This is a genomic window from Caballeronia sp. NCF2 (assembly GCF_023631205.1).
In the GTDB taxonomy this organism is placed as follows: Bacteria; Pseudomonadota; Gammaproteobacteria; order Burkholderiales; family Burkholderiaceae; genus Caballeronia; species Caballeronia zhejiangensis.
In genome coordinates this window covers 17,768-32,236 of record NZ_JALQDN010000069.1, presented here as the reverse complement: position 1 = coordinate 32,236, position 14,469 = coordinate 17,768, and the positions used below count along the sequence as shown (strand labels likewise).

The 14,469-nt window shown below is 63.5% G+C and carries 13 protein-coding genes and 1 pseudogene; 6 read left to right on the top strand and 8 right to left on the bottom strand.

What is annotated here, in order from left to right; genetic code table 11:
* The 3 genes from NCS02_RS27420 to coxB are packed head-to-tail and all read right to left on the bottom strand — an operon-like array spanning window position 1 to window position 3,571.
* Complete coding sequence (locus NCS02_RS27420; RefSeq protein WP_250520159.1) at window positions 1-615, bottom strand: cytochrome c oxidase subunit 3; 615 nt, start codon at window positions 613-615, stop codon at window positions 1-3.
* Window positions 612-2,597 carry a cytochrome c oxidase subunit I gene (gene ctaD / locus NCS02_RS27415; RefSeq protein WP_008345951.1) on the bottom strand — a complete coding sequence of 662 codons (1,986 nt, stop codon included), beginning with the start codon at window positions 2,595-2,597 and terminating at the stop codon, window positions 612-614. The genes NCS02_RS27420 and ctaD overlap by 4 nt, the downstream gene beginning before the upstream one ends.
* Window positions 2,594-3,571, bottom strand: a complete 978-nt coding sequence (gene coxB, locus NCS02_RS27410; RefSeq protein ID WP_250520158.1) for a cytochrome c oxidase subunit II — start codon at window positions 3,569-3,571, stop codon at window positions 2,594-2,596. The genes ctaD and coxB overlap by 4 nt, the downstream gene beginning before the upstream one ends.
* Window positions 3,572-4,179: 608 nt before the next feature.
* Between coxB and NCS02_RS27405 the strand changes: the two genes are divergently transcribed.
* Both NCS02_RS27405 and NCS02_RS27400 read left to right on the top strand, forming a co-directional pair.
* Window positions 4,180-5,145 carry a hypothetical protein gene (locus NCS02_RS27405; RefSeq protein ID WP_250523373.1) on the top strand — a complete coding sequence of 322 codons (966 nt, stop codon included), beginning with the start codon at window positions 4,180-4,182 and terminating at the stop codon, window positions 5,143-5,145.
* Window positions 5,067-5,432 (top strand): hypothetical protein, encoded by a 366-nt coding sequence (locus NCS02_RS27400; protein WP_250523372.1) that lies wholly within the window; start codon window positions 5,067-5,069, stop codon window positions 5,430-5,432. The genes NCS02_RS27405 and NCS02_RS27400 overlap by 79 nt, the downstream gene beginning before the upstream one ends.
* A gap of 3 nt (window positions 5,433-5,435) precedes the next feature.
* Here NCS02_RS27400 and NCS02_RS27395 read toward each other — a convergent pair whose 3' ends face one another.
* Window positions 5,436-6,020, bottom strand: a complete 585-nt coding sequence (locus NCS02_RS27395; protein WP_250459959.1) for a ParB-like protein — start codon at window positions 6,018-6,020, stop codon at window positions 5,436-5,438.
* Window positions 6,021-6,174: 154 nt separating this feature from the next.
* On the opposite strand from NCS02_RS27395, the gene NCS02_RS27390 reads away from it, so the two are divergent.
* From NCS02_RS27390 to NCS02_RS27380, 3 genes are read left to right on the top strand one after another with little or no spacing between them, the layout of a single operon-like run.
* On the top strand, window positions 6,175-7,383 hold the full coding sequence (locus NCS02_RS27390; RefSeq protein WP_250523371.1) for a zinc-dependent alcohol dehydrogenase: 1,209 nt from the start codon (window positions 6,175-6,177) through the stop codon (window positions 7,381-7,383).
* Window positions 7,350-8,276 (top strand): alpha/beta fold hydrolase, encoded by a 927-nt coding sequence (locus NCS02_RS27385; RefSeq protein ID WP_250520156.1) that lies wholly within the window; start codon window positions 7,350-7,352, stop codon window positions 8,274-8,276. Before NCS02_RS27390 ends, NCS02_RS27385 begins: the two co-directional genes overlap by 34 nt.
* Window positions 8,273-9,664: a hypothetical protein gene (locus NCS02_RS27380; protein ID WP_250520155.1), complete on the top strand. Its 1,392-nt coding sequence runs from the start codon at window positions 8,273-8,275 to the stop codon at window positions 9,662-9,664. The genes NCS02_RS27385 and NCS02_RS27380 overlap by 4 nt, the downstream gene beginning before the upstream one ends.
* A gap of 21 nt (window positions 9,665-9,685) precedes the next feature.
* On the opposite strand, the gene NCS02_RS27375 is transcribed toward NCS02_RS27380, so the two are convergent.
* From NCS02_RS27375 to NCS02_RS27365, 3 genes and pseudogenes are all read right to left on the bottom strand, one after another.
* Window positions 9,686-10,678: an SDR family oxidoreductase gene (locus NCS02_RS27375; protein ID WP_250520154.1), complete on the bottom strand. Its 993-nt coding sequence runs from the start codon at window positions 10,676-10,678 to the stop codon at window positions 9,686-9,688.
* Window positions 10,675-10,809 (bottom strand): annotated as a pseudogene (locus NCS02_RS27370) (GMC oxidoreductase); the annotation flags it as partial. The pseudogene NCS02_RS27370 and the gene NCS02_RS27375, both read right to left, overlap by 4 nt.
* 9 nt (window positions 10,810-10,818) lie before the next feature.
* Window positions 10,819-12,615, bottom strand: coding sequence for a thiamine pyrophosphate-requiring protein (locus tag NCS02_RS27365; RefSeq protein WP_250520153.1), 1,797 nt, complete (start codon window positions 12,613-12,615; stop codon window positions 10,819-10,821).
* Between the two features lie 178 nt (window positions 12,616-12,793).
* Here NCS02_RS27365 and NCS02_RS27360 point away from each other — a divergent pair, with 178 nt between their 5' ends.
* Window positions 12,794-13,498 carry an MgtC/SapB family protein gene (locus tag NCS02_RS27360; RefSeq protein ID WP_008345940.1) on the top strand — a complete coding sequence of 235 codons (705 nt, stop codon included), beginning with the start codon at window positions 12,794-12,796 and terminating at the stop codon, window positions 13,496-13,498.
* A gap of 480 nt (window positions 13,499-13,978) precedes the next feature.
* Here NCS02_RS27360 and NCS02_RS27355 read toward each other — a convergent pair whose 3' ends face one another.
* Window positions 13,979-14,401, bottom strand: a complete 423-nt coding sequence (locus NCS02_RS27355) for an RcnB family protein (protein WP_239295448.1) — start codon at window positions 14,399-14,401, stop codon at window positions 13,979-13,981.
* Window positions 14,402-14,469 lie beyond the last annotated feature (68 nt).

The window sequence follows — 14,469 nt, the reverse complement described above, 5'->3', positions numbered from 1 at the left end:
TCATTTCGCCAGCACGTAGGGCGACAGATACAGCGTCGCGAAGATGAAGAGCCATACGACATCGACGAAATGCCAATACAAGCCGCCGATGGTAAGCGCCGCCGAACGCGCCCGGTCGAAGTAGCCGAGCGCGGTCCATAGCAGCAGGAACGCGAGCACGACGAGGCCGACGAGCACATGCATCATGTGAAAGCCGGTGATCGTGAAGTAGAGCGAGCCGTAGAGATGCGTCGTCAGGCCGTAGGCATGATCGGCCCATTCCTTGAGTTGTATGCCGACGAAGATCGCCCCGAGCGCAAGCGCGATCGCGAGCATCAGCACGCCCATGCCGCGTTTTCCGCGCCGCACGAAGCGCTCGCTTGCCCATACGAACACGCTGCTCGACAACAGAATGCAGGTGTTCGCAATGCCGAGGCCGAGCTTCGGCATGCCTTCGGGCGGCCAGTGTTGTGTCGTCTGCGAAGCGAGATACAGATACGAGAAGATCAGATAGCCGAAGAGCGCCGCTTCGGTCGCGACGAGCGTGAGACATCCCCACCATCCGCCCGACCGTTCGCCCGGACTGCCGATGGACAGACGCGCGCGTTCGGGCAACGCTTCCGCGAAATCGCTCATGGTGTCGCTCCGGTTTCGTGCGGCTCGGGCGTATCGTCGCGCTGGCCGAGTTCGCGGCGCGGCCACAACCATACGACGATGGCCGCGCCGCATCCGATCAACCCGAGCGCCGCGAGCCACCATGCGGTCAATGCGAGGCCCGAGAAGAACACCAGCGACGCGACGCCGAGCCAGAAAGGCGCATACGAGTCTTCCGGCATCTTGAGAATCACGTCGGGATCGCCGTCGAGCGCGGTGGTGCCGAGCGCCTCGCGTCCCTTGTCGAGGATGTAGCCTTCGTCGAGCCGCGAACGCATCTTGCCGGAAATGCGTTCCTCCCATAGCGGATGACGGCTCGCGATGCGCGGCGCGATCGCGAAGTTATACGGCGGCGGCGGCGATGAAGTCGCCCATTCGAGCGTGGGCGCATCCCAGGGGTTATCGCCCGCAACGGGACCGCGCCGCAGGCTGTACACGAAGTCCCACATGAAGATCAGCACGCCGAACGCGAACAGGAACGCGCCGATCGACGTAATCATGTTGACCGTGTTCCAGCCCATGTCCGGCGCGTAGGTATAGATGCGTCGCGGCATGCCGAGCAAGCCCGCGATATGCATCGGAAAGAACGCGATATTGAAGCCCGTGAACAGAATCCAGAAGCCGATGCGCCCGATCCTCTCGCTCATCATGCGCCCGGTGAATTTCGGGAACCAGAAGTAGATGCCGCCGATAACGGGAAACACGTTGATGCCGAGTAGCACGTAATGCAGATGCGCGACGACGAAATAGGTATCCGTGAGTTGCCAGTCGAAAGGCACCGCTGCGGTGAGCACGCCCGACAATCCGCCGATCACGAAGAGAAACACGAAGCCCGCGAAATACAGAAAAGGCACGCGAAACACGGGACGTCCCGTCCATATCGTCGCGATCCATGCGAACGTCGCGACCGCGCTCGGTATCGCGATCACCATGCTCGCCGCGCCGAAGAACGACAGCGCGAGCGCGGGAATGCCCGTCGCGAACATGTGATGGATCCATACGACGAAGCCTATGACCATCGTCGCGACAGTCGACAGCGCGACCGGCAGATAGCCGACCAGCGGCCTGCGGCAGAAGACCGGGAGCGCATCGGAGACGATGCCCATCGCGGGCAGCACCACGGCATACACCCACGGATGCGCGAAGATCCAGAAGAGATGCTGCCAGAGCAGCGCGCGGCCGCCGTTGACGACGTCGAAGAAATGCGTGCCGATGCGCCGGTCGAGCCACAACAGAAAGAACGCGAGACTCACCGATGGCACTGCAAGCAGGTTGCCGCCCGATGCGGTGAGCGTGCCCCACACGAGCACCGGCACGCGATCGAGCGACATGCCCGGCGCGCGCATGCGCAGGAACGTGACCACGAAGTTCATCGAGCCGACTGTCGTCGAGATGCCGAGCAGCACCATGCCGAGCGCATAGACATCGATGTTGGGACCGGTGTTGTAAGTGAGACCGGCAAGCGGCGCATAGTTGAACCAGCCGGCGTTGGGCGCTTCGCCGAACGGAAAGCTCGCATACAGAAAGAGTCCGGCGAAAAGAAAGATCCAGTACGACAGCGCATTCAGGCGCGGAAACGCCATGTCGCGCGCGCCGAGTATCAGCGGCCACAGATAGTTGGAGAAGCCGGAGAGCACGGGCAACGCGTAAAGGAAGATCATCGTCACGCCGTGCATCGTGAAGAGCTGGTTGTATTGCTCGGGCGTGAGCAGCGTCGAGTCCGGGCGCGCAAGCTGCACGCGCATGATGAGCGCCTCGATGCCGCCCGCGATCAGAAACGCAAACGCGGTGAGGAGATAGCGCAAGCCGATGCTTTTGTGATCGACGGTCGAAAGCCAGCCGCGCCATCCCGGTGGCGTTTCCCATGTCTCGCGCAGCTTGCGTTCTTCGGCGCTGCCGGGTTCGATGCGGCCGATCGCGAGCGTGCGTTGCAGCGGCGGCGGGGACGTGGCGTGTTCGGTCATTGCAGTGTCCGAAGATAAGCGGAGAGCGCGGCGGCTTCGGCCGCTGTGAGCGCGATCGATGGCATCAGCGAATCCGGTTTGATGCGCTGTGCATGGCGTATCCAGTCGAGCTGATTCGATTCGGTGTTCGGCAACGTGCCGGCGGCGATGAGCCTGCGCGAATTCAGATGCGTGAGATCGGGCGCTTGCGTGCCGTTCGCATCGCTGCCGCGCACGGCGTGACAGCCCGCGCAGCGATCGAGAAAGAGTCGCTGCCCGGCGCTCGCGGTGGCGTCGGCGGCATGCGGGCGCGCTTGCGCCGCGTACCACGCATCGAATTGGGCACGCGGTTCCGCGATCACTTCGAAGGCCATATGCGCGTGTTGCGCGCCGCAAAACTGCGAGCATTGCCCGCGATACACGCCCGCGCGATCCGCCTGAATCCATTGCTCGTTGACGACACCCGGTATCGTCTGCGTCTTGCCCGCGAGACGCGGCACCCAGAACGCATGAATGACATCGGCGCTGCGCAATTCGATTTTCACAGGCTCGCCGACCGGTATGTGAATCTCGTTGGCCGTGGTCACGCCCGCATAGTCGATCTTCCACCACCAGTCGTAGGCCGTGATCGCGATGGTCAGCGCAGGCTCCTTTCTCGGCGACGCGACCGATTCGAGCGTCACGAGCACATAGGCGAGCGCGACGAAAAGCGCGACCGACGAGATGCCCGTGCCGATCCAGACCCAGCGCATGCCGCCGCCTTCGCCCTGCACGTGCGATGCATCGCGCTTCGTGGGCGGCGGACGCTTGCGGATGATCGCGCCGACGAGCAATACGCTCACGATCAGCGCGACGGCGACGGCCAGTGCCGCGAGCGCCCAGCCGAGACGCATCGTCGGCGTGGCGGCGGGACCGTCGGCGTGGAGGAAGTAATTGAGCGGCGCGTCGGCGCGCGCGCTCGCGTGACAAACGAATGCGACGAGAAAAGCGATCATGGCGCGGGTGCTCCGGCTGGCACAATGGATCGCTTTGTGCGTAGCAGGCATCCGCATGTATCTCCTTGAAAGATTGGCTAGCAGTGAGGTTCCGGCACGCCAGACGGGCGCGCGGGGCTTCGTTCCCCGAGCAATCCACGATCCCAACGATAGCCTTACGGCGCAACGCATGTAATGCGCTTTATTTCGCGAAGCGTTTTCATCAGTCCAATGGATCTTATCGATTCGATAAGTATTCTTCGCCGATTCACTCGCAATGCTTGAATAAGCGCGCACCGACGTTATGATGTACTAACGTATTTGCGACATGCATGTCCATGCATGTTCGTGTCTTTCGATGGTTTCCGATTTTCCTTCGCGCGCTCGATTGAAACGCAGCGCGAAGGCCCTTTGTTGCGTCCGGCGATTGCCACGCTCGCGCCATCGCGTTTGCGCGCATCGGTCAGTGGGGCGTCGTCTTATCTCTCGTATCGAAGCGGGGCCGCGTTCGTCATTCGTCGAACGCGGCTGTGCCTGTTCGCGCTCGCATTTCGCCTCGCGACGCGGGCGTTTCAATTCCGGCAATGAACCGGCCGCTCGATATTCATTTTGAATATTCCGAACGCGCCATGAAAGCCATTACCTTCATTCGATCCGTTGCTCATATCTTCAAATCGCGGCGCATTATTTCAGCGGGGCGGCTTTCGATATGGCCGGGTTTCGCGATCGCGCTTCTGTTGGCCGCATGCGGCGGCGGTGGCGGCGGTGAAACTGGCGGCGCGAGCACGACCGGTGGCGCGCAATCGAGTCCTTCGGGTGCATCGAGTCCCATAGCGGCGTCGAGCCCTTCGGACGGCGGAGCGTCGGTGCCTGCGGTTGCATCGGCGCCAGCGGTTGCATCGGCCCCGTCGGCGGCGAGCAGGCCCGGCGGCGCGAGCAGCACCGCAAAGCCTGTGATTGCGCCTGCGGGCAGCGTGTTTTATGGCATGAACGGTCATGCCAACTGGGTCGGTCCATATCAGACGTCGACGCCGGAGCAACAAGCCGCGCAACTGAAAGACCTCAACATGACGATGTACCGCAACGACATTTCCAACGTAGCCGGCGCGAAAAATCTCGCGAAGTTCGCGAAGATCATGGCGCAATCCGGCGTGATGGTTTATCCGGTGATCCTGCAAGACCTCAACTTCGCCGATGAGAATTCGGCTTATCAGGCGAGCTTCACGCTCGCTCAGCAAATCGTCAGCGTGCAGCAATATGCCTATTACGAAGTCACCAACGAACTTGCGCCGACATGTCTCGTCGGTGCGGTCGACGGCGTGAATCCGGCCGATTACCACAACGATTGTTATCGGATCGCGCGCGGCGTGATTCGCGGATTGATCGCGGGCATCAAGTCGGTGGATGCTGTCGGCAAGATCATCATCGGCGGCAATACGTGGATGCACCTCGGCCTCGATACGATGCTCGCCAACGGCACGCAACCCGACGGCACGAGCGGACATCCCATCGTGACGTGGGACATCACCGCCGGCACTGGTACTCGGAGCAGGGCGATATCACGCACGCATGCGGAATCCGCTGCTACAACGTAGTCGGCACGCTGCTGTCGTTCGGCAAGCCGATCTGGATCAACGAAGTGGGCATGCGTCCGGACTTTCCCGGCACCGTCGATCAGGCGGCCACTTACATGGCCAACGACATGATGGGCAGGCTTCTCTCAATCGCGCCGCAATACAACATTCAGTCGATACAGGTCTACGAGCTTTACGACGATCCGCCCACCGGTCAGGGCCCTTACGGCATCATGCTCAACGACGGCGTGACGAAGAAACCCGTCTATACCGCGCTCAAGAATTTCATTGCGGCGAATCCGCGTTGAAGATCATCCGATGAAACCGGGAAGGCCGAGAGCCGCGTCGCTGCGGGCCAGACCGGCGGCGCGTTCGAGCAGCGCGTCGAATTGCGCATCGGCGCGCGGTCGCGGGAAGTGCGCGCGAAAGAAGTCCGCCCAGCGAAAATCGGCAAGCGGCACGTCGGTTTTTTCGTAGCCGCCCGCGCTGCGCACGAAGGCCGCAAGGCTGCGAAAATCGTCGTCGATGGCGTCCCGCATATGCACCGGCATGTCCTTGAAAGCGATGCGGCGGCCGTCCGCGTCGTAGGGATGCACCCACGCCTCGTTCTCCATCGTCAGCCAGAACGCCGCGCGCGATAACGACGACAAGTCCCGCACCAGCACGAACGGCACGTCCTGCACGCCGATGCGGGCCAGCGCGCAAGCCACATGATGATGGTCGATGACATACGGCTCGCCTCCCGGCCCGAGCACGACGGCAATCGGCTTCGCGGCTATCGACATTGCCAGTTCATGTGCGCTCAGCGCGCGATATTCCTCGGCTTTGCGGCGGACCTGCCGTTCTCCGTGCGTCGCCTGCGTCGGATGCAGATCGTCGATGCGCAGCGTATTCATGGCGCATTCCTCGATGTGTGTCGAACGTGCGGGCAAGCGCCGTACCCGGTCTGGACCCGCTGTTGCTTCTCGCTGAAACGAAAGTCCCTAATGCGGTGCGCGGGCGCATCCATTGCTGAAATCGCACACGGACCTAGCCATTCAAGGAGTGTGCATGAAAGCGGTAGTGTTTCATGGAATAGGCGATATCTCGCTCGATAACGTGCCCGACCCTTCGATTCGTCACGATCAGGACGCCATCGTGCGCCTGACCGCGAGCGCGATCTGCGGCACCGATCTGCACATGGTGCGCGGCACGCTGCCAGGGATGGTGCCGGGCACGATACTCGGCCACGAGGGCGTCGGCGTGATCGAGCAGGTCGGTCGCGGCGTGCGCAACCTGAAGCCGGGAGACCGCGTGCTGATTCCATCGACGATTTCGTGTGGCTGCTGTTCGTATTGCCGCACGGGCTACACGGCGCAGTGCGACTCGGCGAATCCCAATGGCGCGGCCGCGGGCACGGCGTTCTTTGGCGGACCGAAGTCGACAGGGCCGATCGACGGATTGCAGGCCGAATACGCGCGCACGCCGCTAGCCCATGCGAGCCTCATCAAATTGCCGGAGAATATCGACGACGAACGCGCGATCCTGCTGTCCGATATCTTTCCGACGGGCTTTTTCGGGGCGCAACTTGCCGAGGTGCGTGACGGCGATACCGTCGCGGTCTTCGGCGCGGGACCGGTCGGCCAGTTCGCCGTCGCGAGTGCGTTCATGCTCGGCGCGGGACGCGTGATCGTCGTGGATCGCCTGACGGATCGTCTCGCGATGGCGCGCGCGCAAGGCGCGGAAGCGGTGAACTTCGACGAGGAGGATGCCGTCGCAACGATTCTCGCGTTGACGGGCGGCATCGGCGTGGATCGTGTGATCGATGCCGTGGGCGTCGATGCAGTGCACGCGCAGGGCGGGCCGGCTGCATCGCAGGATGCCGTCAAGCAGGGCGAAGCGGAAAGCAGGACCGTCACGGCGCAGCGCAACGAACACGACGGCAACTGGATTCCCGGCGATGCGCCCACGCAGGCGCTCGACTGGGGCGTGGCTGCATTGGCGAAGGCGGGCACGCTCGGCGTGATCGGCGTGTATCCGCCGAACGACCGCTTCTTTCCGCTCGGTGTGGCGATGAACAAGAATCTCACCATCAAGATGGGCAACTGCAATCATCGCGCGGTGACGCCCGGACTCGTCGAGCGCGTGAGGAACGGATCGTTCGATCCGCTGCGCGTGCTGTCGACACGCGAGCCGATGATGAACGTCATCGACGCATACAAGGCATTCGATCAAAGGCAACCGGGATGGATCAAGGTCGCGCTCGATCCCGCCGCGTGACGGCCGCGCGGCCATCATGGCGCATCGTCGCGGGCGTCGGCGCGTGCGCGTTCGTGGCCTGGGCGGCGATCGAATGGACGCGCCTCAAGCGCACGCCCGCACTTTCCGATGAAAGCGCCCGCAAGGGCATCACGGCGCGCTACACGCAGGCCGGACCGTATCGCATGTTCTCGCGTCACGCGGCATGCGAAGGTGGCCACGCGAAGCGCCTGCCTGTGGTGCTCGTGCATGGTCTCGTGATATCGAGCCGCTACATGGAGCCGCTCGCGCTCGCGTTGCGCACCGACTTCGACGTGTACGCGCCCGATCTGCCCGGCTTCGGCGAAAGCAAACTGCGCGGCGGCGCGCTGTCGGTGCCCGAACTCGCCGATGCGTTGCGCCTCTGGCTCGGCGCGCGCGGCATCGAGCGGGCGATGTTCATCGGCAATTCCTTCGGCTGCCAGATTCTCGCGGATTTCGCCGCGCGCTATCCCGAGTCGGTCGACCGGCTCGTGCTGCAAGGACCGACCGTCGATCGCGATGCGCGCTCGCTCTTCACGCAAGTTTGTCGCGACTGGCGCAATGGACGGCTCGAACAGGCGAGATCGTCGGCGCCGATCGGGCGCATCGATTATGCGAAAGCGGGCGTGTTGCGCGCGCTCGCGACGATGCGCGAACTCATGCGCGATCGCATCGAGCGCAAGCTGTCGCGCATCGTTGCGCCGACGCTCGTCGTCGCCGGATCGCGCGATCCCGTCGCGCCGCTCGCGTGGGCGAGCGAAGTCGCGGCGCGCGTGCCGAACGGCGCGTTGCTGACGATAGACGGCGGCACGCACACGCTCAACTATGTCTATCCGCATAGCTTCGCGCTCGCGATCCGCGCGTTTCTTCTCCAGGGCGGCGCATCGAGATGACGAAGCCACCGCGCGGCATTGCCCGCTTCGATTCGGCCGCGGGCATGGTGCAGGCGCTCGCCGCGTGTCTGCATGGCGAACGCTTCAGCAGCCCGAGCCAGTCGCCGCTGCTCGATAGCCTGATGCCGCCGATCAACCTGCTGCCGAAGCGCGCCCGCGAATGGGTGTACACCGTGGGCGGCATGTCGGAGGGCATCACGGCGCGGCAGGCGCGGCGTCTCGATGTGGAAGGCATCGGCGAATGGATCGCGGGGCTTTACCCGCAGCGCACCTACGATGCCGCTTTCATCGGTTCGTCGAATGGCGCGCTCATGCACGTTGCGGCGGCGCTCGGCGTGCCCTGGCTGCCGCAGACGTTTCTGTGCCCGGTGCGCGCGCCCTTCAGCGATCCCGACGATGCGCAAAGCGGCTTCGATGACGGCCTCGCCGCCGTCGATGCGTTGCTTCGCGCCGATCCGCGCATCGCAGTTCATCATATGCAGGATCCGAATCAGGACCGGCTGATGCTCTCCGCGATGAGCTACTTCCGGTTGAAGCTGCGCGCGCTGCCGCTGGCGTATCGCGAGTTTCTGCTGCGCAGTCTCGCGCCGGACGCGACGCTTCATATCGTCCGATGCACGCGCGACTGGCCCGTTACGCGCACCGGCGACCGATCGTTCTATCAGTTCGGCGCGCTGGGCGGCGCGACCGAGCGCGAGTACTTCGAAGGCGGGCCGCGTGTCGCGCGCTATCTCGCGCGTTATGGCGTGAAGCGCACGCGATGGGACGCGCCCGCGCCGACCCTGCGCGCGCCCGAAGCCGAATGGGGCTATGACGTGGCGCTCACCGAATCCATCGTCGCGCTGGCGAAGCAGAAGAACTGGCGCGTCGTCGAATGGCGCTTCGAAGAGCCGGAAGCGTTCAGCTTCGCGACGGCCGAGTTGTATCGCGCGTGGTATCGCGAGGTGGGGATCGAGTCGAAGCGGCTCGTCGTCGATTCATTCCTTCTGATGGACCCGTACACGACGCTGCGATTGCGCGCGATCCCATTCTGGCTCGTCTTCTGCACCGACCCTTCGGCAGAGACGCTGCGCCGCTTTCTCGAACGCGAGTCCTTCGACGAGATCGACATGATGCTGTTCTCGCATGGCACCGAAGGCGTCGGCGTGACGAGCATCGACGAATGGGGCGCGTTGACCGCCAAGGCGAAACGCGAAGGGCGCTTTCTCGGTGTCGATGCACGGCGTTATCCGCGCGACTTCGCGACCTTCGTGCGCTTCGATCGTGCGCTTGCCGAACTGAAGCCGCAATACGGCTTGCCGGAGCCGATGCCGCCCGCGTTCTTCGAAGACGCGCTGCGCAAGCATGGCGCGCGTCATGGCATCACCGCGCACGATCACAACGCATGAAGCGAATGCCGGTCATCGTCATTACGCGCGCCGACGCATCAAGCGCGCGATGATGGCGCCCAGCCCGAGCCCCGCGCAAAGCAGCAGGCCGCGATGCGTGTCCACCCAAAACGACGCGCTCGCGCGCTTCGCCTCGTCTGTGAAGCGCCCATGCACACGATGCAGTTCAGTGACCGGTTCCGAGAGATTGCCCGGACGTTCGCCGCTGGAGAGAGCGGGGTCCTGCTGCGCGCGAAAGCCCGTGCGTCCGAGATAGACATCGAGCAAACCGGGGATGATTGCATTCGCAACTATCGCCTTGACCGACGATATGCCGACCCACAGCTCGCGCCGCCGATGCGTGGCCGCCCACCATATCGCGCGCGCTGCGACTTCGGGTTCGTAGATCGGCGCGACGGGACGCGGCGCGTGCGGCATCGCGCTCCTGGCCCAGTCGAATTGCGGCGTGTTGAGCGCGGGCATCTGCACCATCGTCAGATGGATGCGGCTCTTGGCATGATGCAACTCGCAACGCAGCGAATCGGTGAACCCGCGTATCGCGTGCTTCGCGCCGCAATAGGCCGATTGCAGCGGAATCGATCGATACGCGAGCGCCGAACCGACCTGCACGATGACGCCGCGATTGCGCGGCGTCATGCGTTTCAACGCGGCCATCGTGCCCCACACGAAGCCGAGATACGTGACGTCCGTGATGCGCCTGAAATCGCGTTCGGGCATATCGGCGAAGCGCGCGAACGAGGTCAGCATCGCGTTGTTGACCCATACGTCGATGGGACCGAGCTCGGCTTCGACGCGCGCGGCGGCACTGTCGAGCGCGCCGCTTTCGCTCACGTCGAGCGCGATGCTCAGCGCACGCACGCCGAGCGCGCGCACGTCGGCGGCGGCGTCTTCGAGAGCTTGCGGATCGCGCGCGATCATCGCGACGTCCACGCCGCGTCGGGCGAATTCGAGCGCCGTCGCGCGGCCCACGCCCGCGCTCGCTCCGGCGATGACCACGACCCGAGGCTTTCTCATCGCGATAACTCCCCGCGTGCGGCAACCGCTTCGATTTTGTCCGCCGTGCAACGCGCGATCGCCTGAATGGTGAGAGAAGGATTCACGCCGCCGACGGTCGGATATGCCGAGCCGTCGTGAATCCTCAGATGCATGGATGATCACTTGTCCTTGTGGCCCGGCAGCACTGCGCCCAGCACTTGCTTCGCCGTATCGACGATCACATGGCTCTGGTTCGGATCGCCCTTCATGAGCGTGGTCGCGAAAGCCTTCGCCTGCGCGATTGTGATGTGCGGCGGCAGCGGCGGCACGTTCGGATCGGCCTTCACTTCGATCACGACGGGACGATCCGCCGCGAGCGCTTCGTCCCACACGGCGGCCATGCGCTCGGCATCGTCGACATAAAAGCCCTTCAGCCCGATCAATTCCGCGAACTTGTGATAAGGCACCGAAGGAATGTCCTGCGATGCCTCGAACTTCGGATCGCCTTCCATCACGCGCTGTTCCCACGTCACCTGATTCAAGTCTTCGTTGTTGAGTACCATGCAGATCCAGCGCGGATCCGACCATTGCTTCCAGTACTTCGCGACCGTGATGAGCTCGGCCATGTTGTTCATCTGCATCGCGCCATCGCCGACGAGCGCGATCACCGGACGCTCCGGATACGCGAATTTCGCCGCGATCGCGTAGGGCACGGCCGCGCCCATCGAGGCGAGGCCGCCCGAGAGCGAGCACTTCATGCCGCGCTTGACCTTGAGATCGCGCGCGTACCAGTTCGCGACCGAACCGGAATCGCTCGTGACGATGGCGTTCGCGGGCACGCGCGGCGACAGCTCCCAGATCGTGCGCTGCGGATTCACGCCGGCTTTCGCAGGCTCTATCGCGCGCTTTTCGAGTTTCTTCCACCAGTCGTCCATCCAGCCTTCGATGTCCTTGCGCCACGCGCCATCCGTCTTCTGTTCCAGAAGCGGCAGCAACGCGCGCAAGGTCTCGGCGCTGTCGCCGACGAGATTCACTTCCATCGGATAGCGGATCGAAAGCATGTCCGCCTTGAAGTCGATCTGCACGCCGCGCGCCTCGCCTTCCTTCGGCAGGAACTCGGCGTAGGGAAAGCCCGAGCCGATCATCAAGAGCGTGTCGCATTCGGTCATCAGCTTGTAGCTCGGCTCGGTGCCGAGCAGGCCGATCGATCCGGTGACGAAGGGCAGATCGTCCGGCAATGCGGCCTTGCCAAGCAGCGCCTTCGCGACGCCCGCGCCGAGTTTGTCCGCGACAGCGATGACTTCGTCCGTGGCTTCCAGCGCGCCCGCGCCGACGAGAATCGCGACCTTCTTGCCGGCGTTGAGCACATCGGCGGCGCGTTGCAGATCGTCGGCATAAGGCACCGTCTTCGGTGCGCGATAGCCCACGCCCGAATGCAGTGTGCCGTGCTTGCGGCCCGGCGGCTCGTATTCCAGATCCTGCAGATCGTTGGGCAGCACGAGCGCCGTCACCTTGCGCTCCGATAGCGCAATACGCACCGCGCGATCGACGAGATGACGAATCTGCGAGGGCACGCTCGCCTGTTGAACGAAGGCGCCGGCGACGTCCTTGAACATCGCGGGCAGATCGACTTCCTGCTGATAGTGTCCGCCCAATGCGGCGCGTGCCTGCTGGCCCGCAATGGCGAGAACGGGCATGTGATCGAGGCGCGCATCGTAGAGACCGGTGACGAGATGCGCCGCGCCCGGACCCGATGTCGCGATGCATACGCCCAACTCGCCGGTGAACTTCGCATGTGCCGATGCCATGAACGCAGCCATCTCTTCATGACGCGCCTGAATGAATTCGATCTTGCCCTTGGCGCGACTGAGCGCGCCGAATACGCCGTTGATGCCGTCGCCGGGATAACCGTAAATGCGGCGCACGCCCCATGCATGCAGGCGATCGACCAGAAAATCGCCGACGGTAATAGCCATGATTGAAGTCTCCGGAAAACACGATCGAAAGAATGCGCCGCATTGCATGCACGCCTTGTTTGGCTTGCGCGCAATGGCCATGCCGCTGTCTTTCAATCGCTGCAAGGTGCGATGAATCCATGCGGGCGTGATGATTGCTAGAGCGCTTTACGCGGACGATTGCTTCAGGACACATACGATGGCGCTCATGCCTCTCACCCTCGAATGGCCGGATGTCTGCATTCGAATATCGCTGGCGGTGCTTGCCGGCATTCTCATCGGATTGAATCGCGGCGAATCGGGCAAGGTCGCCGGATTGAGAACCACGCTGCTCGTATGCCTCGCGGCGTGTCTCGCGATGCTGCAAGTCAACGCATTGCTTGCTCAGGCGGGCAAGACGCCCGGTTCGTTCGTGCAGATCGATCTGATGCGCCTGCCGCTCGGGATACTGTCGGGCGTGGGCTTCATCGGCGCGGGTGCGATTCTTCGCAAGGATGGCCTCGTCAAAGGCGTGACGACAGCGGCGACGTTATGGTTCGTGACCGTGGTCGGACTGTGCTTCGGCGGCGGTCAGCTCGGACTCGGCGCGGCGGGACTCGGGCTCGGGATCGTCGTGCTCTGGTTTCTGAAGGAAGTCGAAAGACGCATACCGCGCGAGAATCATGCGGAGCTCCGGATAACTTATGAAAGAGGCGTCTTTTCGCGGGACACGCTGGCTGAATCGATGCAGGCCGCGGGTTGCAGGCTCGCCTCGATTGCGGGCGCGGCGAAGGGACCGGAACGGATGGAAGAGCGCTTCGAAGTGCGCTGGCACGGCGCGCCCGATGCGCAGCCGGTGCCGCCGTTCAGCGAGTGCGCGATGGCTGCGGGCGCGATCGAGTCCGAGTGGAGCATCATCCGCTGAACGGTGTACAGCGAATTAACGTGGTGGTTAAAGCGTGCTCGAGGCGACCCAAGAGGGGACCCAACACGCGACCCATAAGGCACCCATAAAGAACAATTGGCTGTGCGTTCGTTTTGACATATAAATGAGAGACGATCTTCTTGGAACTTCGGGAGTACAGATGCTTATACGCTGTGCAGCATGCAACAAGCTCATATATTCAGACGATGCTCTCGAAGACGATACGTGCCCCGCATGTGGATCCACGAACACCGAGCACATCGCAATGGGCTTCGTTTTCGATCAGACGGTCGCTGTGCCGGACCCGCCGGCAAGGACCACGGAAAGCGCCGATTCGCCCGGCACGATTCGCAGGAAGCTGTAGTCGCACGAATCGATTCGTAACGTACCGCGTTGGATGTGCGCTTCGACCCCCTCTCGTTTAAGCGCATCTTGCCCGCCTCGACAGGCGGGCTTTTCTTTATGCGCATTCAACGCAGATCAATGCGACAACACGACCTGCGCGATGACGCCCGACGCGACCGCAACCAGCAGATAGTCCGCACCGACGCCGACCCACTGATAACCGCGCGGCGGCTGACGCAGGCCTTGTCCGCGCCAGTCGTCGACGACGTACTGACGGCTTCGGTAATCGTTATCAAGACGCTCGCCCTTGCGCCAGTCGCGACGCGGCTCATCGTTGGCATGCTGCGGCGGGCGGGGCGCGTCGCGGCCATTCATCTCCGGACCATGACCCGGCGCGCCGGGACCGCCCTTGGCAGCGGGACCGCCCGGACCGCCCGGTGCGCGATGCGCATCGTGATAGCCGTCCGGACCGCCGGGTGCGGGCTGTGCGAAAACGGCGCCCGTCGTCAGTCCGATGCTCGCGCAAACCAGTGCGGCGACGATTCGACTCTTCTTCATGTTCGTTCCTCTCGAAGTGGCAAAGGGATGTTCTGGATGCCCGGACTGTACGCAATGGGCAACGAAAA